This is a genomic window from Paenisporosarcina antarctica, assembly GCF_004367585.1.
Taxonomy (GTDB): domain Bacteria; phylum Bacillota; class Bacilli; order Bacillales_A; family Planococcaceae; genus Paenisporosarcina; species Paenisporosarcina antarctica.
The window spans coordinates 2,907,372-2,934,188 of sequence record NZ_CP038015.1 but is presented as its reverse complement, the minus strand read 5'-3'; the positions used below and the strand labels follow the sequence as shown (position 1 = coordinate 2,934,188).

At 37.7% G+C, this 26,817-nt stretch carries 19 protein-coding genes; 13 read left to right on the top strand and 6 right to left on the bottom strand.

Features of this window, described 5'->3' with window-relative positions; translation table 11 throughout:
- Positions 1 to 130: 130 nt before the first annotated feature.
- The 3 genes from E2636_RS14130 to E2636_RS14120 all read right to left on the bottom strand — a co-directional run bounded on the left by E2636_RS14130 (position 131) and on the right by E2636_RS14120 (position 4,265).
- On the bottom strand, positions 131 to 823 hold the full coding sequence (locus E2636_RS14130; protein ID WP_134210772.1) for a response regulator: 693 nt from the start codon (positions 821 to 823) through the stop codon (positions 131 to 133).
- Complete coding sequence (locus E2636_RS14125; protein WP_134210771.1) at positions 807 to 2,417, bottom strand: ATP-binding protein; 1,611 nt, start codon at positions 2,415 to 2,417, stop codon at positions 807 to 809. The genes E2636_RS14130 and E2636_RS14125 overlap by 17 nt, the downstream gene beginning before the upstream one ends.
- A 1,047-nt stretch (positions 2,418 to 3,464) precedes the next feature.
- Positions 3,465 to 4,265 (bottom strand): TIGR00266 family protein, encoded by an 801-nt coding sequence (locus E2636_RS14120; RefSeq protein ID WP_017379426.1) that lies wholly within the window; start codon positions 4,263 to 4,265, stop codon positions 3,465 to 3,467.
- A gap of 184 nt (positions 4,266 to 4,449) precedes the next feature.
- On the opposite strand from E2636_RS14120, the gene E2636_RS14115 reads away from it, so the two are divergent.
- The 5 genes from E2636_RS14115 (at position 4,450) to abc-f (ending at position 10,588) form a co-directional block, all read left to right on the top strand.
- Positions 4,450 to 5,928, top strand: coding sequence for an aldehyde dehydrogenase family protein (locus E2636_RS14115; protein ID WP_134210770.1), 1,479 nt, complete (start codon positions 4,450 to 4,452; stop codon positions 5,926 to 5,928).
- 74 nt (positions 5,929 to 6,002) lie between these two features.
- Positions 6,003 to 7,151, top strand: a complete 1,149-nt coding sequence (locus E2636_RS14110) for a saccharopine dehydrogenase family protein (protein WP_134210769.1) — start codon at positions 6,003 to 6,005, stop codon at positions 7,149 to 7,151.
- A gap of 37 nt (positions 7,152 to 7,188) precedes the next feature.
- Positions 7,189 to 8,388: an acyl-CoA dehydrogenase family protein gene (locus tag E2636_RS14105; RefSeq protein ID WP_134210768.1), complete on the top strand. Its 1,200-nt coding sequence runs from the start codon at positions 7,189 to 7,191 to the stop codon at positions 8,386 to 8,388.
- Between the two features lie 45 nt (positions 8,389 to 8,433).
- On the top strand, positions 8,434 to 8,571 hold the full coding sequence (locus E2636_RS19050) for an RAxF-45 family protein (RefSeq protein WP_166669532.1): 138 nt from the start codon (positions 8,434 to 8,436) through the stop codon (positions 8,569 to 8,571).
- Between the two features lie 100 nt (positions 8,572 to 8,671).
- Positions 8,672 to 10,588, top strand: coding sequence for a ribosomal protection-like ABC-F family protein (gene abc-f / locus E2636_RS14100; protein ID WP_134210767.1), 1,917 nt, complete (start codon positions 8,672 to 8,674; stop codon positions 10,586 to 10,588).
- Positions 10,589 to 11,238: 650 nt separating this feature from the next.
- Here the strand turns inward: abc-f and E2636_RS14095 are convergent.
- A complete protein-coding gene (locus tag E2636_RS14095) occupies positions 11,239 to 12,552 on the bottom strand; it encodes a short-chain fatty acid transporter (RefSeq protein ID WP_134210766.1) in 1,314 nt (437 codons plus the stop codon).
- A gap of 176 nt (positions 12,553 to 12,728) precedes the next feature.
- On the opposite strand from E2636_RS14095, the gene E2636_RS14090 reads away from it, so the two are divergent.
- On the top strand, positions 12,729 to 14,900 hold the full coding sequence (locus E2636_RS14090) for a beta-propeller domain-containing protein (protein WP_134210765.1): 2,172 nt from the start codon (positions 12,729 to 12,731) through the stop codon (positions 14,898 to 14,900).
- 604 nt (positions 14,901 to 15,504) lie between these two features.
- Here the strand turns inward: E2636_RS14090 and ade are convergent.
- Positions 15,505 to 17,256: an adenine deaminase gene (gene ade, locus E2636_RS14085; RefSeq protein WP_134210764.1), complete on the bottom strand. Its 1,752-nt coding sequence runs from the start codon at positions 17,254 to 17,256 to the stop codon at positions 15,505 to 15,507.
- A gap of 1,190 nt (positions 17,257 to 18,446) precedes the next feature.
- On the opposite strand from ade, the gene E2636_RS14080 reads away from it, so the two are divergent.
- The 6 genes from E2636_RS14080 to E2636_RS14055 all read left to right on the top strand — a co-directional run bounded on the left by E2636_RS14080 (position 18,447) and on the right by E2636_RS14055 (position 23,206).
- Positions 18,447 to 18,836 carry a GntR family transcriptional regulator gene (locus E2636_RS14080; RefSeq protein ID WP_134210763.1) on the top strand — a complete coding sequence of 130 codons (390 nt, stop codon included), beginning with the start codon at positions 18,447 to 18,449 and terminating at the stop codon, positions 18,834 to 18,836.
- Entirely contained in the window at positions 18,833 to 19,522 is a 690-nt protein-coding gene (locus E2636_RS14075; protein ID WP_134210762.1) for an ATP-binding cassette domain-containing protein, read from the top strand. Before E2636_RS14080 ends, E2636_RS14075 begins: the two co-directional genes overlap by 4 nt.
- Positions 19,519 to 20,352, top strand: coding sequence for a hypothetical protein (locus E2636_RS14070; protein WP_134210761.1), 834 nt, complete (start codon positions 19,519 to 19,521; stop codon positions 20,350 to 20,352). The genes E2636_RS14075 and E2636_RS14070 overlap by 4 nt, the downstream gene beginning before the upstream one ends.
- A gap of 13 nt (positions 20,353 to 20,365) precedes the next feature.
- A complete protein-coding gene (locus E2636_RS14065; RefSeq protein WP_134210760.1) occupies positions 20,366 to 21,586 on the top strand; it encodes a hypothetical protein in 1,221 nt (406 codons plus the stop codon).
- A 398-nt stretch (positions 21,587 to 21,984) separates the two neighbouring features.
- On the top strand, positions 21,985 to 22,731 hold the full coding sequence (locus tag E2636_RS14060; protein ID WP_134210759.1) for a threonine/serine exporter family protein: 747 nt from the start codon (positions 21,985 to 21,987) through the stop codon (positions 22,729 to 22,731).
- A gap of 16 nt (positions 22,732 to 22,747) precedes the next feature.
- Positions 22,748 to 23,206 (top strand): threonine/serine exporter family protein, encoded by a 459-nt coding sequence (locus E2636_RS14055; RefSeq protein ID WP_134210758.1) that lies wholly within the window; start codon positions 22,748 to 22,750, stop codon positions 23,204 to 23,206.
- 14 nt (positions 23,207 to 23,220) lie between these two features.
- Here E2636_RS14055 and E2636_RS14050 read toward each other — a convergent pair whose 3' ends face one another.
- On the bottom strand, positions 23,221 to 25,227 hold the full coding sequence (locus tag E2636_RS14050) for a bifunctional diguanylate cyclase/phosphodiesterase (protein WP_134210757.1): 2,007 nt from the start codon (positions 25,225 to 25,227) through the stop codon (positions 23,221 to 23,223).
- A gap of 199 nt (positions 25,228 to 25,426) precedes the next feature.
- On the opposite strand from E2636_RS14050, the gene E2636_RS14045 reads away from it, so the two are divergent.
- Complete coding sequence (locus E2636_RS14045; protein ID WP_134210756.1) at positions 25,427 to 26,326, top strand: DMT family transporter; 900 nt, start codon at positions 25,427 to 25,429, stop codon at positions 26,324 to 26,326.
- Positions 26,327 to 26,817 lie beyond the last annotated feature (491 nt).

Here is a 26,817-nt window from a genome sequence, read left to right as displayed (position 1 = left end):
TTCCCCCTAATAATTGAAAAAGACAGCGGTTTCAAAACCGCTGTCTTAAACTTATCAGAACTCTTAGTGAATTCAATGTTTTCGGTCATAAGGGGAATAAAGTTCTTTGGTGTCATATTGTTCATAAAATTCACGAGTTTTTGGGGAAGTACCTACGTTCTGGTCGACCTATAGTTCCATAGATGAGCTCAGCTCTTGCCTGACTTTCTGATACAAGAAACTCTAAGTATCTTCTTGCTGTAGATCTACTGACGCCACTTCCAATTCCAAGTTTTTCAGCCGTGATACCATTTGTTTGCTGTCTTAATTGAATGATGACTTTTTCCATAGTAATCGGGTCAATTCCTTTTGGCATGTAAAAACTATCCGGAGAGCTTATCGATTTTTGGTGATTCCATAAAAGGTGAATGGATTCCTCTTCTAAATTTCCTGGTTTTGAAAGAGTTGTTCTGATTTCTTTATACGAACGTAAACTATCTTGAAAACGATCAAACGTCAAAGGTTTTAAAATATAATCCACGACACCTCCTCTAAACGCTTGTTTTACAATGTTTACTTCTGAGGCTGCAGTGATGTATATAATGTCTGAATCCGGACTTTCTTCTTGAATAAAGATCATTAGCTCCGTTCCCATCATGTCAGGCAAGTAGACGTCGAGTAAGATAAGATCTGGTTTTAATGCCGAAATCCAATCTTTTGCTTCTGCGCCGGTATTAGCAGATCCTACTACAATAAACCCTTCAATTTTGTTAATAAAGCGTCGGTGTATTTCAGCAATTCTGATATCATCTTCTACAATTAATACCTCAATGATTTTGGTCATATATAAACCCTCCTTTTGGAATTGAGATGATAAATAATGCCCCAGCTAAATCACCTTTTTCAATAGAAATAGCTCCGCCTAAATCGACGATATTATCGAAAACTTTAACCAAACCATAGCCACGATCTTGTCCCTCTTTTGTAGATACACGTGACTTGAAAATATGCTCTAGTATATGAGAACTAAGTCCTTCACCTGAATCTTCAATTTCAAGTAATATCTCTTGTCCAATATCAGTAATAAGCAATCGCACAATCCTATCTGATTCCTTTAAATGCTCAACGGCTTCAAAAGCATTCGTCACTAAATTTCCAATGATAGAGATAAATAAACTTTTTTCTAGATGTTTAGGCAATTTTGTCATGTTACTGTCTTCATCTAGAATAAAACGAATTTTTAATTCGCGGGCACGATTGAATAACCCAATGACAAGCCCACCTAGGTATGCGTCTTGTAATCTTTTAGTGACAAATTGAATTAGAGATTGATTCTCTTGTGTCTCATCATGAATGAGATTGAGTGCTTCATCTAAAGAATTCAATTGGATAAGTCCGCTAATACTGTAAAGGAAGTTTTGGTATTCATGCGTTTGTGCTCGTAATGCTTCCGTATACAGCTTCACTTGTGAAAGTTCAGTTGTTAGTTGATGGAAGTCTGATTGCAAACGAAAACTTGAAACGGCCCCAAGGATCTCTTTTCCAACTATTATTGGCATTCGATTGACAATCACTTTTTTTCCTCTCACTACCATGGGACGGTCAAATTGCTTCTCACCTGTTAATAGCACGTGAGGGAGGAGTGTATTTGGCAATACATCTTCAATAGGGAGTCCGACAAGAATTGTGTCGCCTTGAATACTTAACATTTCATATGCAGATGGATTTACCATCGAGATACGAGAGTTTTTATCAACCATGATGATCCCTTCACGTACGGATTCAAAGAGGGTGTTTCGTTCATTATATAAATGTGCGATTTCAGAAGGTTCTAGGTTAAATAAAACTTTTTTAATACTCCGTGCTAATATTGTAGAACCAATCACACCAAATAAGATGGCTATTAGAACAATGGTTAGAATTGTATCAACATACTCGAAAAAAGTATTTGAAATATCCTCTTTCAAGAAACCGACCGAAATTACACCAATAATTTCTCCTTTATTATTTTTAATAGGTGATTTCCCTCTCAAGGCCGGTCCTAATGTTCCCGTAGCTTCGGTGATATAGGATTCTCCATTAATTAACGCGCGTTCATTATCATCCCCAACCATTTTTTGACCAATACGTTCGATTATGGGATGGGCATAACGTATACCTTGCGTATTTCCGATTACCACATATTCAGCGCCGGAAAGTATACGAACTTTTTCGGCAATTGGTTGCAAAACTGTAGATGGCTCTTCACTCTCAAACCCAGCTACAACATCTGGTCGTTCTGCCGTTGTGACAGCAATGCTAAGCGCTAGATTGCCAGTTTGCTGTTCTATACTGTTTGACATAGTGAAATAAAATGAAGACCCAATAAGAAGGGAGATGGCAGTGACAAATAATGCACCATAAACAAATATTTTAGATTGTAAAGATCGATTCTTCAAAAGTCCTCACTCTTTTCATATAATTAAAACTTAGTATGACGAGTCAATAAAGAATTGGCAATAAAAGTTTTGAAAAAGGATGTCTCATTGAGGATAAATTGATAGGTGAACTGATAACAAACTGAAAGGGTCAAGGGGACAATAGACGAAGAAAGCAGTTTGGTTTATGTTAATTCTGCTACTTATATTGCGCTGTAATTTTAATCCTTCTGATGATGATATTGTGTGATACACACGGTGAATTAACCAACCTTGAGAAGTTTATGAAATATGTTGAGAGTGTAAATCAAGGGAAGGAATAAAAAATTAGAATTGTAAGATATATGACTGAAAGTGGCCCTATGTGACACGATCTCAAATGTGATGGGTATCATTACTTTAATCATTAATACTACAAGAGACCAATTCGATAATGGAAGTGTTAATACAGTAGCTTGAAATTCAATTGACATTAAAGAAACTGAAAGATAGAACAGACTACACGTTATCAGATGCGACAAAACTAATAGAGTTGATACCATTTTAGTCATTTGGAAATAACATCCTAACAAAAAACATTTTAATCATATAACAATGATTTTTATTGGTAATTATAGTATAAAATCCATAGGTAGATTGGTTTGTTAAAGCTATTTTGTACTTCCAATATCAAACCAGTTACTCAAGTTGGTCCCTTTTTGTAGTTTGCCTTTTTGAAACTAACTGAAATAAGAGCAAGTAAATAAAAACTGGACATTAACAATGCAAATGTAGGATAGCTTAAGTTGAATAGAATATTGGCACCAAATAGAGGTGTAGTAAATATCAAATAAAATGGAGTGGACCACTTGTAGGATTATTAGCATTGTATACGTCCATCTCTGGAGGAATTAGCGTTTCTTATATTCCCGATACTCTATTTCTTAAGGCGAATGAAGAGTAGAATGTTAGTATCTTAATGGGTAGTAATTTAATGGAAAATCATCAAAAAGTAAGCGAAAAAAACTGTGCGGATGTTATTAACAAACCTGCACAGCTTTTTACACTTTTACCTGCTTATCTTATCCCTTATTTCCCACCAATAATGTCAAATAATCCTCCGGCTAAACTTCCTTCACCTTTAGAGCCACCACCTGGTGTTTGAGGAGCGGCTGCGAACACGCGGCTGGCTAAACGGCTAAATGGTAAGGACTGAACCCACACTGTTCCAGGACCACGGAGTGTGGCAAAAAATAGTCCCTCTCCACCGAATAGTGCAGTTTTAACGCCTTTCACCATTTCAATGTTGTAATCGATATCTTGTGTCATCGCAACTAAGCATCCAGTATCAACTCGTAATACTTCTCCAGGTTGAAGCTGCTTCTTGTGAATTGTGCCTCCAGCATGCAAGAAGGCAAGTCCATCGCCTTCGAGCTTTTGCATGATGAATCCTTCACCACCAAAGAATCCTGTTCCTAGCTTACGTTGGAAATCAATGCCTACTGACACACCTTTAGCGGCAGCTAAAAACGCATCTTTTTGACAAATGATTTTACCACCCATTTCACTTAAATCCATTGCGATGATTTTACCTGGATATGGTGAAGCGAAATACACATGTTTTTTCCCAGAGCCAGTATTAGTGAAAGTGGTCATGAATAAACTTTCTCCTGTAAGCATACGTTTACCGGCACCCATTAATTTCCCCATTAAGCCACTACCTGCAGAACCTTGTGAGCCGTCACCGAATATAGTTTCCATGGCGATTCCGTCTTCCATCATCATTAAACTACCAGCTTCTGCAATAACAGTTTCTCTTGGATCAAGTTCGACTTCCACAAACTGCATATCGTCCCCATGTAATTTGTAATCAATTTCGTGGTTGTTCATTCGTCTCATTCCTCCAATAATTTATTCTACTAATTCATACGCTACTCACAACAAAAAGTTTCATAGTTATTCAATATATATAGGAATATTCGGTTTTTTCCGAATTCGAAAAGGGTTAAAAACCTTTATGTCGAATAAGTAAAGTGAAGTGAAAACGTTTTCAAAACGAAAGGGGTAAGGTACTATGCAATTGAACAATTACATCGGTGGAAAGTGGCAAGACGCAGGTGATGCAAACTATGTTCCTGTGACGAACCCGGCAAATGGAGAAGAGTTAGCGCAAGTTCGATTATCAACGACAGATGACGTGAATCTGGCTGTAGCGGCTGCAAAGGAAGCTCAAAAGAAATGGGCACTAGTTCCTGCACCGAAGCGGGCTGATTATTTATATGAAATAGGACGTATTATGAAAGAAAAGAAAGAACATCTTGCACAAGTATTGACAAAAGAAATGGGCAAAGTCATTGAAGAAGGACGTGGAGAAGTTCAAGAAGGCATTGATATGGCATTCTATATGGCAGGAGAGGGTCGTCGCTTATTTGGTCAAACAACGCCTTCGGAACTTGCAGATAAGTTTGCAATGAGTGTTAGAGCTCCAATTGGTGTAGTCGGTCTTATTACACCTTGGAACTTCCCTGTAGCCATTGCAACTTGGAAGTCTTTCCCGGCCATCGTTTCGGGTAATACGTTCTTATGGAAGCCTGCAACTTTAACGCCGATGATGGCCTATGAAATGGCGAAAATTTTTGAACAAGCTGAACTTCCTGCAGGAGTTGCAAACATCGTATTCGGCTCAGGATCAACAGTTGGTACAGCGATGATCGAACATCCAGATGTGAAAGTTATCTCGTTCACAGGGTCAACCTCAACAGGACGCTCAGTTGCAGAACTTGGCGGTCGTCATTTGAAGAAAGTTTCACTTGAAATGGGTGGGAAAAATGCAGTAATCGTAATGGATGATGCAGATATCGGATTGGCAGTAGAAGGAATTCTTTGGAGTGCTTTTGGAACAGCAGGACAACGATGTACTGCTTGTAGCCGTGTCATCGTTCATAAAGATGTCAAAGAAGAACTCGAAACACGACTGCTAGAAGCCATGGAGAATTTGACGATTGGCGATGGCATGGATGAATCTGTAAGAATTGGACCTGTTATTAACAAACAAGCGTTAGAGAAAATTCAAAGCTATGTTCAGATTGGAAAAGATGATGGTGCCACTTTACTTGCGGGTGGTGAAATTCTTTCCGAAGGTGAATTATCACAAGGAAATTATTATGCACCAACTCTTTTCACTAATGTTGCAAGAGACAGCCGAATTGCTCAAGAAGAGATTTTTGGTCCGGTTGTATCACTCATCGAAGTTTCCAGTCTAGATGAAGCAATAGAAGTAAATAACAGCGTAGCCTTTGGTTTATCAAGCAGTATATATTCACGTGATGTCAACACCGTATTTAAAGCACAGCGTGATTTAGATACCGGGATTGTTTACATTAATGCTGGCACATCAGGTGCTGAAATTCATTTGCCATTCGGTGGAACAAAAGGAACGGGCAATGGACACCGTGATTCAGGTGTTGCAGCACTTGATGTATATACAGAATGGAAGAGTATTTACGTTGATTTTAGTGGCAAGTTGCAACGAGCTCAAATTGATAACTTATAAATAATCTTTTTGTATAAACGAATAGACACATCACATATAGATTCATACTCGCGTTTTGCAAAGGGGATGTGAAAATGAAAGTTGTTGTTTTAGGTGCAGGCTTAATGGGAAAAGAAGCAGCTCGTGATTTAGTGAATAGCACAAATGTTGAAAAAGTGTTCTTAGCAGATCTACAAGTGGAGCAAGTGCAAGCATTTAAAGATAAAATTAAATCAGACAAAATAGAAGCAGTCCGTTTAGATGCAAATAATGATGCACAGTTAACAGAAGTCATGAGCAAGGGTGACGTGGTCATTAACGCACTATTTTATTCTTTCAATGAAAAAGTGGCACGCATAGCCGTAGAAATAGGAGTCCACACAGTAGACTTAGGTGGACACATTGGTGGAGCAACAAACGCGGTTCTTAACTTAGCTGAACAAGCCAAGAAAAAAGGTGTCACAATCATTCCAGATCTAGGAGTAGCTCCAGGAATGATCAATATTTTAACTGGATACGGTGCCAGTAAATTAGATGAAGTAAAATTAATTAAACTTTACGTAGGTGGGATTCCAGTTGAGCCCGAGGGTCCCTTAAAATATAATATTGTATTTTCTCTCGAAGGTGTACTAGATCATTACACGGACGTATCACATGTAGTACGAAATGGTATATTACTTGAAATTCCATCCTTAACTGAAATTGAACCCATTCATTTTGATGATTTTGGAGAGCTCGAAGCTTTCCATACAGCAGGAGGAACATCAACGTTAACGAAAACGTTCTCAAGCGTTGAAACACTTGAATACAAAACGATACGTTATGCAGGGCATGCAGAGAAATTTAAAGTGCTTGTCGACCTGGGCTTAACAAATAAAGAAACTAAAGTTGATATAGAAGGCAAAATTATCAGCACACGTGACGTGTTAAAGGCTGCTTTAACGCCAGATTTATTACTTGGTGATAAACAAGATGCCGTATTGCTACGTGTGATTGTATCTGGTGTTAAAAATGGAAAACCGCTTACCTATGAATACGAAATGGTCACAACGAAAGACATGTCTGATCAAGTGACCGCTATGGCCCGAGCGACAGCAAATACGATATCAGTCGTAGCTCAAATGATTGGAAACGGAGAAATTACCAAACGAGGAGTCTTTGCTCCTGAACAAATTGTACCTGGTGAAGCCTATATCGATGGAATGAAACAACGCGGCGTGCAAATTAAAGAAACCATTCATTAATCAACTCGGTTGGTACGAATAACGGGAGGGACTCAACGTGAACTTCGATTTTTCGGAAGAACAACAACTACTTCGTAAAACCGTTCGTCAATATGTGGATGACGAAATAATCCCCAATATTGCAAAGTGGGATGCGACAGGTGGATTTGATTCCAAAGTGTGGGAGAGATTAGCAGACTTAGGATTTATGGGAGTATGCATTCCTGAAGCTTACGGTGGCAGTGGGATGGATTATAATGCACTGGCCATTATTTGTGAAGAGTTAGAACGTGGAGATACTGCTTTTCGTACAGCAGTTTCCGTGCACATTGGATTAAATTCCATGACCTTAATGCAGTGGGGTACAGAGCAACAAAAGCAAAAGTATTTAGTACCGCAAGCAAAAGGTGAGAAAATCGGAGCTTTCGGTTTAACGGAACCAGGCGCAGGGTCAGACGTAGCCGCAATGACTACAACAGCGACTCGTGACGGAGATGAATACATTTTAAAAGGACAAAAGACGTGGATTTCACTATGTGATAAAGCAGATAATTTTATTGTCTTTGCCTATACTGATAAATCGAAAAAACACAATGGTATTAGTGCCTTTATGGTAGAACGCACAATGAAGGGCTTTAGTTCGAAAGCAATTAAAGGAAAATATGGAATTCGTGCAGGGAACACGGGCGAAATTTTCTTCGATGACATCCGTGTACCTGCTGCAAACCTTTTAGGGAAAGAAGGCGAAGGTTTTAAAATTGCCATGTCTGCCTTAGATAACGGACGATTTACAGTAGCGGCAGGAGCGGCTGGGTTAATTATGGCGTGTATTGAAACGAGCGTTAAATATTGTAATGAACGCGAAACGTTTGGCAAACCAATCGGTAAACATCAGTTAGTTCAACAAATGGTCGCGAAAATGGAAGCTGGTCTACAAATGAGCCGTCTTCTCGTGTACCGCGTAGGTGAGTTAAAAAATAAAGGCTTACGCAATACGCGCGAGACATCTTTAGCAAAATGGCAGGCTTGTGATTTTGCTAATCAAGCAGCAGATGATGCCGTACAAATTCACGGAGCATATGGCTATTCGGACGATTACCCAGTTGCAAGGTTCTTACGTAACTCAAAAGCACCTGTCATTTATGAAGGAACACGTGAAATTCATACAATTATGCAAGCTGAATATGTGCTAGGTTATCGTGAAGACAAAAAACTATCGAATATGCTACCGAAATGGCCATTTGAAATTGACCAATAAATGTGATAGAATATTCTAAAATCAATGAACGGAGGTGAGGAAAGAATGAAAAACGCTGCTGTGACTGCACATGGATTTATATTGGGATTTTTATCCGTTTCATGTGCAATTACTCATGAAATTGCTGATTACGGGACGGGTCTGTCCATTTTACACAATTACATGAACATCACAGCTGATTAGACATTCTTTCTGAACCGTATGTATTCGGGAAAAGACTGCTCTCTTCGAGCAGTCTTTTTTGTGCTTCCAGCTGTGTTCACTATGAAGGGAAGCGAAAAAAATGATTTGTACCATACAAGAAATTAGTAAAATGCTCGGAGGAAATTTAATATTTGAAGAGTTATCGTTAGCTATAAAAACGGGTGATAAATTAGGGATTGTTGGCCGAAATGGCTCGGGTAAAACGACATTATTTACTCTATTAGCAGGAATAGAAACACCGGATCTAGGAAGCATTCATTTTAAGAAAGGCACAAAAATCGGCTATTTAGCTCAAATTCCTACTTATTTAAAAGAAGTCACAGGTCATGATGTATTGCTTATGGCTTTTGAAGAGCTAGTCGAGCTTCAGCAAAAAATGAATGTGCTAGAGAAGAAAATGTCACAAGCAAAACCCGATGAACTAGAAAGGCTTTTGAAACAATATGGTGATATTCAGGAAGAATTCACGCTTCGGAATGGTTATTCAATGGACACCGAACTTGATAAGGTAGTCCAGGGTTTACAATTAACATCGTTTGTAAACCGTTCGTTCACAAGTTTAAGTGGAGGCGAACAAACGAAAATCATGCTCGGAAAATTATTGTTAACGAAACCAGATTTATTGTTACTCGATGAACCAACAAACCACTTGGATTTATTTGCTGTTGAATGGCTCGAGCAGTATTTGGTTGATTATGAAGGAACAGTCGTCATCATTTCGCATGACCGGTACTTCTTAGACCAAGTCGTAACGAAAGTAGCGGATCTTGAAGAAGGTGAATTAATTCTATATAAAGGCAATTATTCATCCTTTGCCATACAAAAAGAAGAGCGTATTATGCGAGAGTTTCAGGAATTTGAAGAGCAACAAAAAAAGATTAAGAAAATGAAAGAAGCTATTAAACGTTTGCGTCAATGGGCAAATGAAGCAGTCCCGCCAAACCCGGGATTGCATAGACGTGCTCGCAATATGGAACGCGCTTTAGATCGAATGGAAAAAGTACGAAAGCCCTTGATTGACCCGAAAAAAATGACGTTACTGTTTGACGCTGCATCACGAAGTGGGAAAGAAGTAGTCGTTATGGAAAGTGTATCAAAAGCCTTTGGTGACAATGTATTGTTACGTGATGCTAATTTTAATGTCTATTGGAAAGACCGCATCGCAGTAGTCGGCCGCAACGGGACGGGAAAGTCGACGATTTTGAAACTGTTACGAGGTGAGATGGCGGTTGATTCAGGTGTAGCTAGGTTAGGAAGTAATGTCCGAGTCGGTTTCTTATCGCAGCATTTTGAAATTTCGAATCCAAAAGCACGTTTAATTGATGTTTTCCGTGATGAAGTGTCCATGTTTGAAGGGGATGCACGCCATGTGTTGGCTCGTTTTATGTTTTACGGACCAGATGTTTTTAAACGAGTAGGTGACTTAAGCGGTGGCGAGCGCATGCGATTGAGATTAGCACAGCTCATGTATCAAGATGTCAATTTGTTAATGCTAGATGAACCAACAAACCATTTGGATATTGATTCACGTGAAATTCTTGAAGAAGCACTGGAAGATTTTCAAGGCACGATTTTAGCCGTATCTCATGACCGCTATTTTTTAAATAAATTATTCCCCCGTACAGCTTGGCTCGATCGTGGAGATTTGACCACTTTTGAAGGTCCTTACGAATGGGCTCGAGGTAAGTGGGATGAATTGCAAGTACGACGCCAAGTGGAAGAAGAAAGTGACATAAGTCGATCGAGCGAAGTGAATCAGAAAAATGAAGTATTCAATGCGAAATTGAAAGAAACAACTAAAACTTCATCTACGAGGAAAATAGTGTCGCGTCCAATTGAAGAAGAAATAACGGAACTTGAAAAGGCAATTGCAATACTGACTGAGCACATCGAAAACGAAGAAGATTGGGAAGTGTATGAACAATTACTCGTTCAAAAAGTGGAGCAAGAATCTGCTCTTGAAGGATTACTTGAAAAATGGCTCGAAAGTTCATAATAGGTAGAGGGAGCTGTCCCAAAAGTCATAAAATATGACTAGGACAGTTCCCTTTTTTAAATTAGGGTCGGTTGATTTACATTTCAGACGGACGCTTTCAGCGAGCATGGCCTCAGCCTTCTCGCCGACTTCCATTCCATTCAACCATCAGTTCATCATGTGCAAAAAAACAATTTTACAATGTTCGAATGTAGGTGCAGATAAAAGACTCATTGTTTCTCCACTAATTTTAGCGACTATTAGAAAGCCCCTTTTCTTGTAAACAAAAATTCATGTCGAATAATAAAGTATTTCCTGGGAAATGATTGTCGAATCAACTCATCAACTTGAAAAATAGAAAGAAATTCATATATCTTACCATGCGATATGTCGTACGGATGCTCCATATATACAAAAATATTTCAAAAAAAGATTTTCCAAAAATCCCATCAGAGATTTTCACGAAATGAGGAGAATCAAGAAACCGTCGGCTGAAAGTGCAGCCTGTTTCTGTTTCTGCATCGCTACTAGCTTCGAAACAATAAGGGGCAAAGAAAATCAATAGAGTAGTCTAATATAACTATTCTTAACATGAAAAGAGGGCTACCCTCAAAAGTCATTTACACTGACTTTTGGGACAGCCCCTAATGGACGGAATAAGCGAATTTATTTTAAAAGAAATATAATCCAAAGCTAATAACAATACCACTTAGAATTAGAACAAATAGACAGTAACCCATAATATCTTTCGCTCTTAAACCAGCGATTGCTAGAGCTGGAAGTGCCCAGAATGGCTGAATCATGTTAGTCCATGCGTCACCCCATGCAATTGCCATTGCAGTTTTGGAATAGCTGACACCTAATGTTTGAGCTGCGTCTAACATAATAGGTGCTTGCACAGCCCATTGACCTCCACCTGAAGGAACGAAGAAGTTGACGATACCTGCAGCATAGAATGCAAACAACGGGAAGGTATTTTCATTTGAAATGCTAACGAAAGCCTCAGACATGAGGCCAGCTAAACCAGAAGTCACCATCATCCCCATAATCCCCGCATAGAATGGAAACTGTATGATAATCCCACCGGCTGTTTTCACTGCATTTGTCACAGCAGCCAAAAAGCGTTTTGGTGTGCCGTGCAAAATGATACCAAGAATAACGAAAATTAAATTGACGATATTTAAGTTCAAATCAAAGCCTTTTGTAGCAAAGTGATAACCTAAGTAAACTAACCCTAGAGCACCAATTAAGATTGATAGCACATAGCTATTTTCCATTTTTGCAGCTGGTGTTAAGTCACCTATTTCTTCTGCTACTGTTGGCTCTACTAATAAAGCCGGATCAACGATGAACGTATCTTCTTTTTTTGGCATCATCCAGCGATTTAATAAAGGAACTGTAATAATTAACAGAGCAACAATTAATAAATTATATGTAGAGAAAATCGTTTCGCTTGTTGCGATTATTCCTATTTGTTCAGCAAATGGGTGACCTTCTGTCGCGATGGACAAAGGAATAGAGCCACCTAAGCCACCGTGCCAAACAATAAATCCTGAATAGGCACTTGCAATTAATAAACGATAATCAACGCCAGGCAATTGACGTGCAATTTCTTTTGCAAATAATGCCCCAATGACTAAACCAAAGCCCCAATTAATCCAACAAGCGATCAATGAAACAAAGGTCACGAGCAATATCGCAGAACCCGGTGACTTTGCTCCACGAGCCATGGTACTAAGTAATTTCTTAAAGACAGGACTACTGGCTAATACATGACCAGCAACTAGAACAATTACCATTTGCATAGTGAAAGCAAGTAACCCCCAAAAGCCATCCCCCCAATAAACTACCATATCTAGTGGACTTGAATCTGTTAATCCAACTCCTAATCCAAAAACAAGTAAAGTTAAAATAGCTACGAATATGTATGGGTCCGGCAAGTACCGTTCCATAAGTGTGTTGGAAAAACGTGTAAGAGTTTTCAATATTCTACCCCCTTCGATTTTTTCGTTCAAAGTCTACTCTATCCTATGTTTTATATATAAGATATACGATTTGACAAACTATTCTAAATGAATAATTAATTACCGAATTAGTGAAACCATATTATTTGCTAACGGTCTAATGCAATAACGAGACATTAAGAAGGGAAGATACCATTATGAAAAAGCGAAGTATATGGGTAATTATTGCAGCAGTAGTGGCTATCAGCGTATTATCATTTGCGTTTTTTATTGATAAAGTGACGGTAAGTGCTTCATCAATTGCTTTAAAGGAACAAGGATGGAAGGCGAATTTCTCCGTTCCACTAAAAGAATCTGCCATTGATGATGGAGATATATATTTACTTGATCAACAAGACAATGATGTGGATGCCGATTTAAAAATTTTGGAAAACGGTCTCTCTGTTGAAGTGTCAAACTTGAAAACGGGTTCATATACGTTGCATGTAAATCGTAATGCTATAAAAGGTGGATTCTTTAAGTCCATGTCGACCAGCAAACTATCCTTTACTGTTCACAAAGATTTACAATCAGTGAAATCTGAAAAAGAATTGAAAGATTACTTTTTAAAACTACAAAAAATGATGGCTCAAAATTATGCAGGTGGGGAAATGAATGCCACAGAAGAAAGTGACTCGTCTTCAATGGATTCAAGTGAATCATCAGCATCTGGTACTGGAAGAGAAGGTGATTATTCAGAGACTAACAACCAAGTTGAAGGCGTAGATGAAGCCGATCTCGTAAAGACTGATGGTGAGTTTATATTTGCCATTGTCAATGGTCGCGTCATTATAACTGATATCCGAAAACCTTCCTCAATGGAAAAAATTGCAGAACTTCCACAAGATAAGTCGTTTTATCCAATGCAATTGTTTTTGAATAAAGATACATTAATTGTTCTCGGTGAAAAATATATACCCTATGATTACTCAGGAAAAACAGGGGCAGCAGATAGCAAAATGATGATGCCATTTAATAGCGCGACAAATGTTCGGTTCTACGATGTAAAAAATACGAAAAATCCGAAACTAATTCGAGAAATCGGCGCAGAAGGGTATATAAATGGAGCTCGTTTAACAGACAATATATTATACTTTGTGACGAATGTAGCACCTAATTATTGGATGCTAGCAGATGGTGGAGATGTAGAACTTCGACCATACACATTTGATAGTAAAAAAGGTGATGAAGCTTTACCCATGTCATTCTCTGACTTATCAATCTTGCCTGGAACTATAGAAGGAACATACAGCGTGATTACAGCGATGGACCTTAACAATCCAAAAAATTCGAAAGTAGTAACAAAAGGCTACTTAGGTTCTAGTAATGCGCTGTATATGTCAAAAGAAACCTTATATTTAACAGCACCAATGTATATGCCAGTGACCAAAAATAATAACCGAACTTCTATAGATATTTGGAATCCGCAAGCAACAAACACAGAAATTTTTAAATTTACACTTGATGGTACAGATGTTGACTTTGTTTCATCTGGTGAAGTGACAGGCATGCTACTTAATCAGTTTTCTATGGATGAGCATGAAGGGTACTTCCGTGTAGTGACAACTAAAGGCTTTGCGTGGGATCAATCACCATCTGAAAATAACTTATTTATTTTAGATGCTGGAATGAATCAAGTCGGAGCAATTGAAGGTTTAGCTAAAGGAGAGCGTATTTACTCTGCACGCTTTATGGGAGATAAAGCTTATATGGTGACGTTTAAAGAGACAGATCCACTGTTTGTCATGGATGTTTCAAATCCTTCGGCACCAAAAGTGTTAGGAGAATTGAAGATTCCGGGATTCAGTAATTACTTGCATCCATTAGATGAAAATCATTTAATCGGCTTTGGATATGATACCAAATCGATTGCAGGTGAAAATGGGAGCCAACCAAGAATTATCACAGGTGGTATGAAGATTTCATTGTTTGATGTCACCGACTTCGCTAACCCAAGAGAAAAAGATGTGGAAATGCTTGGAGGACAAGGTACGTATAGCTCAATCCAATACGATCACAAAGCATTGTTCCAACATCGTGAAAATGGATACTATGGTTTCCCTGTGACCTTATATGAAGGATCTAATAAAGAGGGATACGGTGAGTACGCAGGAGAGGGTGGAATTGTTTATAAAATTACAGCTGAAGAAGGAATTAAACAAGTTGCAAATATGATTACTAAAAGAAACCCTAGTCAACCTTATGAAGATTGGGAAAATATAGTTCAACGTATGCTATATGCAGGAGACACTCTTTATACTATTTCAATGAAAGAAATCAAGAGTTATGATATAAATACGTTTAAAGAAATCGGAGTTGTCACATATTAAAAAGAAGGCAGACCACTTAGCGAATCGCCTAGTGGCCTGCTTTTTTGGTAAAGTACCGATATTAGTAGAGCTTGCACCAATTTTGGAGCGGCTGTTGTAAACTAAGAACCGTGATAGCTTTAATTGTAGGAGTGAATTGAAGACTAGTAACATGTTTGTTTTTAGAGATTTAACTTACGATAATTAGGAGATAATTGGTTAGTTGCCCCAATAACACCGAAAGTTGCCCCAATAAGATAAATTGTTGCATTAATCAAAGCAATAGTTGCCCCAATAAGATGAATAGTTGCACCAATCAAAGCAGAAGAAGCCCTAATAAGACAAATAATCAATCAAATCAAGTAGAAATTATTCAAAGTAAGAGTCACACTTTACTTTCGTTGTGTCTTTTTCTATATTTAGGTTCGTTACAGTGATAAATTCTCCTGACGAAATTAAAAAAAGGCCGAAAATGTATCTTCGGTCTTCTTTATCTAGTAATCACTTTCATCCACTCAAACCCAAATCATATTTGCGTCTAAGTTGGGAACGAGCGACGGACGAAACCCGCCGCTGTTTTGTTCAGCTCGTAAACCTAAGTGATACAGTATAGAAAATCCCTATATCAATCCGATTCTATCGAAATATGCTCAAATGTTGTCACATCAAACAATCCAGTATCGGTTAATTTAAGAGAAGGAATCACTGGTAGACTGAGAAATGATAAGGTAAGGAATAAATGAAAATCGTTCGTTGGATGAATGGTATGCAATGCTTCATGCAACTTAGCTAGAGACTGAATCGCAATATCTAAGGGTGCTTGCGTCATCAGTCCAGCGACTGGTAAAGCGACTGCAGCCAGAATTTGACCCTCGTTAACAACGACTAATCCTCCTTGCATATCTTGTAGAGCTTGTATGGCAATTATCATATCGGTATCATTCGTACCGAGAACAATTGCATTATGTGAATCATGTGCAATGGTCGTTGCAACCGCACCACTTTGTAACCCGAATCCTTTTACAATACCTAAACCTATCGTGTGTTTTTGATGATGTCTTTCAATCACGGCTAATTTTAGCTGATCTAGCTCAATATTTGGAACGAATAGTCCATTCTTTACATCGACTTGTTCAACCAATTTATTCGTTACAAGTTGGTTTGGAATGATTTCGATGATATTTGCTTTTGTCCCTTTAAGAAAGGGAATTGCCAAGTCTACTCTAGCTAATGATGGTAAGTGAACTGATTGGCTAATACGATCTGAACAGACCACTTGAACGGTTAGAGCGTTTACCATGACACCATGCTCAGCCACTTTCACACCGTTTTTCCATACGGCAGACACATCAAAAGATTCAAGATGATCGAGAATGATAAAGTCAGCTTGAAAACCTGCTGCGAGTGCCCCTTTATTAGACAATCCGTAACATTCAGCGGCATTTAAAGTTGCCAATTGAATTGCTTGCAGAGGTTGCATTCCTTCAGCTATTGCCAGTCGAATCGCATGATCTATGCTTCCTTCACAAACTAATTCGTCTAAATGTTTATCATCTGTACAAAATAAGAACCTTCGCGCGTTATGTGGAGTAACAGCAGGCAGTAAATCCTTTAAATTCTTGGCAGCCGAACCTTCACGTATTAATACATACATGCCCTGAGCGATACGATCTCGTGCTTCATCAACCGTCACACATTCATGATCGGTTTGAATGCCAGCTGCTCGATATCCACGTATTTCTTCACTTTGTAAACCAGCCCCATGACCATCGATTCGTAAGTTAGCGTCTTGCGTCATTGCAAGTTTTGCAAGCATCGCGTCATCTCCACTTAGAACAGATGGATAATCCATTACTTCCGCCAGTCCAAGAACTCGAGGGTGGGAGAGAAGAGGCATTAAATCAGAAGCTTCAAGCTTTGCACCAGCGTTTTCAAATGACGTCGAAGGTACACTAGAAGGAAGCATCACATAAATATCCATTGGACTTTTTTCTGCATCTTTTAGCATGAATTGTATTCCTTCAATACCAGCCACATTAGCGATTTCGTGAGGGTCGGTCACAACTGTGGTTACCCCATGAGGAAGTAATACATCTCCGAAAGCAGATGGCGTTAACATTGACGATTCGATATGGATGTGACCATCAATTAAACCTGGAACGACGTAGCGACCTTTTGCATCCATCTCATTTACTGCTTTAAATGAACCTTTGGTATCAATCGCGACAATCATACCATCTGCGATTACTACATCTGCATTCGTCCAAGCTAATGAAAAGACGTCAGCCACACATGCGTTACGCAAAATGAAGTCTGCTGGTTGTTTCTTCTGAGATACCGCAATTCGTTTTTTGAGTTTTTCTATTGTAGAAACCATTTGATTCTCTCCTTATTAACAAATAAATTTCCGTTTTAATGTCATTATTATCAGACTTAGTGTGGCTAATTATATACGCTTTACAAGTTAAAACACAGTAGAAAGACGAAAATCCTATATTTAAGTATTGGGATTTTTTTCTAAAGGTAATGCAATTTGATACAAGGTACTCTCCTAGTTACGGAGTGAATCTTGTACTTATTAAAAAAATTAGAAAGTGAGTGAATCAATTTCAAAATAAAAAATCTAGCAATAAAATCCAAACAAAGTTGTTTACTGCTCCATGCGGCTGCTTTCCGGGGCACGGCTTTAATCCGATCTTATTCTTGAAGTTATGATCAGTAGGTAGGTTTACGACCCAAAGCGAACCGGAAACCGAATTTAATACAGGTTGGAAAAACATTTTCTACAAATACTGCAATTAATTGCTTAAAAGGACCGAGCGTTACTTTGCCCTGTTTTTCTTGCAATATAAGAAAGAATATGACTATAGAGTGCCAAGAACCTTGTGTTTATTGTGTTTTTTAGTATATGAAGAATTACATGATAAAACAAAATTTCTTTGATTGACTCTCGTTAACCCGATTAATGTGAGTCGTAATTTTCTTTTAGAGACGTAGGTTTCCTCTCAGAGAAAGTGATATTTGTTCAGTGATACATTCTTGTTTAGAAATTCTATTTAACCTAGGTATGAGTATTTTCATTTTAAAAGAATGGACGATCTTTTTTTATAAAACTATATATGATCACGGATATTTTAATCAAGTGAATGATTGAAGTGAAAGGTGGCGACTCCTGCGGAGAAAGCGTGTCCAGTGAGACCCCACAGTCGCTTGCGACGAGGAGGCTCACTGGACCGCCCGCGGAATGCGTCCACCTGTAACGGAAATCACTAGATTTAGATAGAAGGCTGTCTTATTTTCTAAACTGATACTTAAATCATTTGCTCTCTTAAAGGACCGAGTGTTACTTTACCCTGTTTTTCTAAGGTGTTTTAGCCAGCCTGATTATGGTAGAGGTAATGCACCGAAATCTAAAACACTTCGAGATAGAAAAATTTTCCTAAAAACAAGGTTGACAACCAAGTGTATTAACCATACAATACACTTATAAACTGTATGAACCACTTAATACATACACTTAAAATAAATCAAGTGGTACACATGCAATGACGTATAGGAGTTGTATCAATGAATGTGAATTTTAATAATCGCGATCCGGTGTATTTACAAGTTGTTCGATATTTTAAGGAGCAGATAGCAATTGGGGAATTAGTACCTGGAAAAGAAATACCATCAAGACGAGAGTTGGCAAACATGCTTAAGATTAATCCTAACACTGCCCAACGAGCTTATAAGGAAATGGAGGAACAAGGCTTGATCCATACAGAAAAGAATCATCCTAGCAAAATTACATCTGATGAAAATGTGCTAGGCATGGTAAGAGAAGAGTTGTTAGTTGAGGCGGTGGATACCTTTGTAACATCGGTTCGATCTATTAATGTTCCAGTAGATGAATTATTGAATTTGGTACGAACAAAGTACACAGATACTGACGATGATAAGGGGGCTTACAAATGATTGAAGTAAAAGATATTACGAAGAATTTCGGTCGGAAAAAGATATTAAAAGGTGTGTCGTTTACCGCTAACAAAGGTGAAATAACCTGTTTAATTGGTATAAATGGAGTTGGAAAGACAACCATTTTAAATGCCATTATGACACTTACCCCAATTAACAAAGGACAAATTTTAATAGATGGAGAAATCCTTAATAAAAAAACGTTTGAAAAAGTCACCTTCATTCCTGATGCAATAACGATGCTCCCACACATGAAAATATCTGAGGCAATGGAGTTCATGAATGACTTTTATACATGTTGGAACCAGAAGCGAGCAACGGAACTACTGGGCTTTTTTAATTTAAATGTATCCGATAGAATATCTACCTTATCAAAAGGAAATACAGCGAAGGTCAATTTATTGCTAGGCTTAGCTATGGATGTTGATTTTGTATTAATGGATGAACCTTTTTCTGGAATTGACATGTTTAGTCGGGAGGAAATCGCTAAAGTGTTTACGAGTCATTTAATTGAAAATAGAGGCGTTATCATTACGACACATGAAATAGGGGATATTGAACATTTAATTGATAAGGTAGTCTTGCTAGATGAAGGGATTGTTATCAAGGAGTTCAGCGCGGAAGAAGCTCGTGAGAACGAAGGGAAATCTGTGGTAGATGTCATGAGAGAGGTGTACCAGAGATGAAAAACTATTTAAAGCTAGTGAATTTTGAATTCAATCGTTCAGCAAAACTGTTTGCAGTTCTACTAGGCATCACACTAATTGTCCAAATGGTCGGAGTAATTGTGATGTCGAAAAAGTATCTAAACATGGCCCATGAAAAAATATATGAAGAGTTGATTCCAAAAGCTGAATTTTTATCAAGCTTCGGGCCAATGAGTTTCCAATCGGTAGTAAGAAGTGTATGGTTCCTTGGTCCAATCGCTTTATGTATAGCAGGCGTAGGATTCTATATATTCTTAATTTGGTATCGCGATTGGTTCGGAAAAAATACATTTATTTACCGATTATTAATGCTACCAACATCGAGATTGAATATCTTTTACGCTAAAATAACAAATATCCTATTATTGACATTTGGTTTTGTAGCATTTCAACTTATTTTGATTCCAATAGAGACAACGGTTCTGAAATGGATGGTGCCAAAGGAATTCCGAGTAGATATGAATGTCAAAGAGATTATTAGCGGTATGCCTGAATTAAACATACTTATTCCAACTAGTATTTTTGACATTATAGTGATTTACGGAGCAGGAATAATGGTTGTGTCCATTCTGTTTACGGCAATTTTATTTGAAAGAAGCTTTAGGTGGAAGGGGATTTTTATTGGGAGTATATATAGTTTAGTTGCTGTAACTGTATTTATTTCCCCCCTACTTGTGCAGGACTTTATACTAAATGGTTATTTCTATCGAATAGAATTATTTGCTCTTCAGATTGTAATGGGTGTAATTGTACTCGCAGGGTCCATTTGGACGAGTGGATTCTTACTAAAGAACAAGATAACTGTATAGGGAGTGTGTGAAAATGAGAAAGTATTGGAAGTCTACTGCAATTATAACTGTAATTGTGCTTAGCATTGGAGCGTTTTATGTAAATTCAGCTATGTCGGCAACACAATATCCAGCGTTTGTTATTAAGAAGCAGAGCGGTAACGTTGAAGAAATAAAATCATTGGTGTTGGAAGGGGGCTACTATGAAGGGAATTCTTTGAATTATACTTACACTCACTTAAAAATTAACTCTGACGGTTCTGAATATAGAGAGGGTAGTTCACTTATAGAGCAGCTTATAGGACAACCGTCGCCATTTATTAAGGAAATGCAGGAGACGTATCGCGATTTCATGAGAGGAAAAGGTCAAAATATTGATTCGTTTTTTGAGAACGATCAGTTCCTAGCCTATGCAGACGTCAAATATAAATTTAACGTATCAGAATCAAGCGATTTTAAGTTTGCTATATCTATATTCGATAAAGATAATGGCAATACGGCTTCTTACAATATTAAAGTTCCTGATAGCTCAGTGGTTGATCATATATTTGTTGAAGATGTTCAGATGGTTGATAACGAACTAAAAATGATTACTAGTAATACGATTAGAGAGAATGATAAATACTATAATGATAAACATATTTACACTATTAATGTATCTAATGGAAAAATAATTAGTAATGAAGTGATTTTTTCAATCCCTGATTCACAAGAAGAGTTACAGAGCGATGCACAATTAATCCAAACAGACCCTAAACAAGCTAATGAACATCTTGTGTTTTTAAAAACTGAAAGCAAATTTATACCACAAGAAGAATCAGATAGAATAGATGTATTAAGTAAGAAATTAGTTTCTTATAATTTGAAAACAAAAGAAATAAATACAATTGAATTATCAGAGAACCTGAAAGACAAACAAGTTAGTTTTTTTGATGGTTCGACGATTTACTTCACGGAATTTAGTGAGCAAAAACTAGTTGTAACTCCTTTAAGTATAGAGAATAATCAAGCTGGAAGTGAGTTTACAATACAGCTATCAAACGCAAGTAGTAATGAAGAACCACCAATTATAATCGTGAAAGGAAGTAAGCTATACGCAATTAACCAAATTTTAAATTTAAAAACTAAAGCAAGTGTTGCTGTAGTTAATGTGAAAACAGGTGAAACGCTTTATGAGGGTGAAGTGGTAAGAAAAAACACTCCAGAAAGTATGGAAGAGTTTGAGTTATTTATATATCAGATGTCAGTGAAATAGGTTAGCTAGAAAAGGGTCAGACTCTGTATGAGGTCTGGTCCTTCTTTTTTATAGTCTTCATTATGATGTCCAGAGAGTTACTATAATAAGTTTTGTAAAGTCCAGGTGCGACATGGTTAGCGAGAACAGAGTAAATCCTACACTTAAAAATCAGGTGTCCATTTCTGGTGCACGAATTAACAGATAAAATCGCATGGACTAAGGGTATAAGGTACATTCAAAGGGGGATATTGTATGAATAATTGAAATTATCAGTACGATAGACCCGGATTCAACGTCTATGATCATTTGATTAATATCCATTCTAAAGGCACAAATAATTTCAACAATGATTGTCTTTTGTGTCGCTTTTCGTTAAGATTGTGCATAGACGATAAGTGAAAGGAGTGGGCAAAGACGTGCTAAATGAGAAGAAAGATTTGGCAATTGATTGTTGTCTACTTGCGGGTCGTTTGATGATAGAAAGCGGTGCGGAAACATATCGTGTTGAAGATACCATGACACGCATGGCAATTTCCCAAGGCCTAATTGGCACGCAAAGCTTTATCACACCTACAGGTATTATGTTTTCACTTGGAAGAGATGGGTCTACACGCTTGATGGCCATTCGTCATCGCGTGACAGATTTAGAAAAAGTCGCACTAGTAAATCAAGTATCAAGAAAACTAACTACAAACGAACTTACTATAGAAGAAGCGTATGAAGAATTACAAAAAGTAGCAAGTGCTAACTTAATGTTCCCTTTTTTCTTGCAAATTATTGCCGCTGCTATAGCAAGCGGAAGTTTTCTTATTTTATTCGAAGGTAGTTGGTGGGATGTTCCAGCAGCGACGATAGCTGGAGGCATCGGTTTTGTGGTTGCTACATTCATTCACGACATAACGCGCGTTAAATTTTTCGCGGAATTTCTTGCGGCTGCCTTTGTTGGAATTGTCGCTTTTCTGGCCATCCTATTAAACTTAGGTGCAGACTTAAATATCATCATTATTAGTGGAGTTATGCCATTAGTTCCAGGATTACTTATTACGAATGCTGTTCGTGACCTCATGGCAGGTCATTTTACTTCTGGCGTTTCAAAAGGGGCAGAAGCTTTATTAACGGCTTTTGCAATTGGTGCAGGTGTTGCACTCGTATTATCATTTTAGGAGGTGTCATTGTCACATGACTTGGATAATACAAGCATTTTTAAGTTTAATCATCGCCATATCATTTGCCATTATATTTAATGCGCCTAGAAAAAAGCTACTAGCATGTGGAGTGGTTGGGATGAGTGGGTGGATGATTTATAGTGGCTATTCAATCCTTACAGGCGACTCCGTTCAAGCGTCTTTTGCAGGTGCATTTGTAGTGGCATTAGCTGCTCATATTTTATCGAAGCGCTTTAAAATGCCTATGATTTTATTCAGTGTACCGGGCATTATTTTATTAGTTCCAGGAGGTCTTGCTTACAATGCGATGCGTAATGTTGTTGAAAACGACTATTTAACAGCTATTTCATTCGCTTCTAGAGCATTTATGACATCTGGTGCGATCGCCATGGGCTTGGTATTTGCAGAAGTGTTAATGCAACTAATTTTTAAATACTTACGCAAAAAAGAGACGACTTCTCATAATGCATGAGAAGTCGTCTTTTGCTATTGTATGTCAATTTCACTAGCAGCTACAGGATAACTAATATAAAATCCTTGAACTGCGTCACATCCAAGTTTTTTTAATAAGTCTAGTTGTTCTTTCGTTTCGACACCTTCTGCTATTACTCGTATGTCCATTGACTTACCAAATTGGATCATGCCATGTACAAGTTTTTGAGGTTTTTCTTGTTGCAATAAGCCTGCAATAAAGGATTGATCGATTTTAAGTTCGGAAATTGGTAAAAGCTGCATGTAGCGGAATGAAGCATAGCCTGTTCCGAAATCATCAAGAATAAAAACGATACCATCATTTTGGAGTTGTAGCATTTGACGAATAATCGATTGTTCAGATTCTGCTTCTAAGGCAAATTTTTCAGTAATTTCAATTTTTAATAAATGGGCAGGACAGTTATATTTGTCTAACGCTTGGCGAACTTTCTTCACCATATTATTATCTCTAAATTCACGGATAGACGAGTTTACACTGATTTTCATAGGCTTGCCATTTCTCGACCAAAGCGCTGCTTGTTCACAAGCTTTCTCGAGCATAAAGCTTCCAATATCGTGAATCATTCCTGATTCTTCTGCAACTGGAATTAATTCATTTGGTGGAACCGTTCCAAGTACAGCGTCCTCCCAACGGACTAGAGCTTCAACAGCATCTATTTTACCGGTAGATAGATCAATTTGTGGTTGATACATAACTGTTAAATCTTTGTGATGTAATGCCTCTATTAAACGTTTTTCAATCAATGCTTTTTTACTTAAAGCCTTATGATTTGCTTGCGAAAGACTAACGATGTTTCCACCGCCTTCTTGTTGCACTTTATGTACAGTAACAATCGATGCTTTCATCATATGTGAAAATGTTAATTGATCTTCAGGATATCGTGTAATTCCACCACTAATTGAAATGGGTATGGCTTTGCTACGAATATAAATCGGATGTTGTTTTAAGTAACTTAAGAATCCTTGAGTGAACCAATCACTAAGGGAGGTTAACACGACGAATTCATCTTCTCCGACGCGTGCAATATCACTATCTTGAAAATACATTTTCAATCGTTTAGAAAATTCTAGAAGTAATGTTGTTTCAGACTCATCATCATGTACGTCTTTTAATGTGTAGAACTTATCAATATCTAAAAAGATGAAGGAAAAGTGACGTTCTTCCTTAATAAAGTCGAAAACAACTTTTTCAAGACGATGCCGATTCATCAATCCTGTTTCGGGATCCACATAGGCTATTTGTTCAAGATGCATTTGCAGACGTTTTTTTTCCGTAATGTCTTTTTCTAATATCGTAAAGTATAATGGTTCATCATTCGTTGAAAGAACAGGTATTGCGGTCATATCGACCCAATAGGTGTCGCCATCTTTGGTTAGTTTTTCAACTGACCCTTGCCATACACGATTGCTTTTTAACGCATACCAAATTTGGTTGACCAATTTCTCAGCAGATTCAACAGGGAAAAGTTGCCAAAAAGATTTACCGATCACGCGTTTTGGAGTCCATTTACTGGATTTCAAAAACAGTTCATTTCCATATGTAATTAAACCATCAACATCTAAATTGGTGATCATGAAAGTCTTATCTATCCCTGTCTTTAAGCTTGCTAATTCCTGAGCACTGGTCGTTTGATAAATGGTTTGAAGATTGTCGACTTCAAACACGACCATCACAAATTGTTCATTGTCTAGTGTCACAGAATTTAAAATTGCAGAGGCATTAAAAATTTCTCCTTGTTTTGATTGAAGAGAGAAATTTTTCAGGGAAATAGGGTCTTCACTTTGAAACGCTTGATTCCAAATCAATTGATCGATGGTAGAACGTTCTTCCTTGTCAAAAGGAAAAAACCTACCAACGATTTCATTTGCTGTATAGCCAAATGTTCTCTCAGCTTCCTCACTCCACCAAAGTACCTTCGCGTCCGGAGCAGTTAGCATCATTGGTAAAGGAACATGATTTAATATATTGCTACTCTCTAATAGTTGTTGCATAGCTCTCATATCTCAGGGCTCCTTGTTTTAACCATAATTCCATTATAAAGAACTCTTTACATCAAGTCACCAAAAAAGAAAAATGTTTATTCTGAAAAAAAAGGGAAAATACAGGAGATGGAATTATTGGGAATTAATAATTATTATAATAATTTAATATGAATTGAGTGATGATACAATTATGTTTAGTAGAGAAGAGGGAAAGTAAATGAACCGAGCAAAAGGAATTATATTTATTATTACAGGGGCAATGTTGTGGGGGGCGACAGGTCCATTAATTGAATGGATTTTATCGAACTACACCATAGCTATCTCTTTTATGCTTACGATACGACTCCTTGCTGCGGGAGTAGGATTACTAGCTTTTCTTAAAATAACGGGAACCCAGTTAACGCCAATATGGCGCCAATCGTACTGGTTCAAACGGTTAATCATCTTCGCGCTTTTGGGCATGCTAGGAGTTCAATATTCATTCGTTGCAGCAATAGAAGCGAGTAATGCAGTAGTGGCTACGTTACTACAGTTTTTAGCACCCATTTTTGTCGTTATTTTTGTGTCATTGAGCATAAAGAAATGGCCACCAAGGTATCAAGTGTTTGGAATAATTGGAACACTATTCGGTTTATTCCTTTTATTAACAAATGGCTCATTTACTAATTTATTGTTGAGTCCAGTGGCGCTTGCTTGGGGTATTGCTGTTGGTTTTAGTTTTGCGTTTTACACGTTGTATCCAGGATCCCTTATGAAAGAATGGGGAGTGCTATTAGTAGTCGGTTGGTCGATGCTTATAGGTGGTGTAGTACTAGGAAGCGTGAGTCGTATATGGCAATCGGATGATTGGAAGTTATTATTAGATTGGAAATTGTCGATGCTATTACTTACAGTCATTATCATTGGTACATTAGCTTTCGTTTTATTTTTAAGTAGTATGAAATATATAAGCGCTATAGAAACGAGTATTTTATCGAGTATGGAGCCGCTGACTGCAATGGTAATTTCAGTGATATGGTTACAACAAGTACTAGAGAATTTGCAGTTTGTTGGTGCACTCGTCATGTTAGTATGCGTGACCTGGTTATCACTTGCTGGGAATAATAAGAAGAAGTAAGGCTGAAATTCCCCTGGATTTTAGGCTTTGTCGATTTCAAAACCCGTTATAACGCCATAACGTAGCTAGGACTTTACAATTAGCAGCGTAGCGAAAACCTAACCAATTAGCCCCCTTACACTTCGTGTTTCGGGGTATTTTTGTGGAATAAATAGGGTGAACAGGAATAAAGAAGGTTTGAACTGGATTAAATTAATTTGAACAGGAATAAAAGACCCGTGTATGGGATTAAACCAATATGAACGGGAATAAACACAGAAATCGGGGATTATTACCACTACACGTATGTAATCTGCTTGGAAAGTATAGATAATAATAAAAAATACTCTTTTCCTCTTTAGCACATGGAGGAGCAGACATGCGCCAGGATTAATGTTAATGCCAAACCAAAGGGAAAATGTATGTATTCCAACTGAACTTCTGTTCACCTCAAATTATCCCTCTATCAGAACATTTCAGCAAAACGAATGATACCTTTAAACCGCTCGATG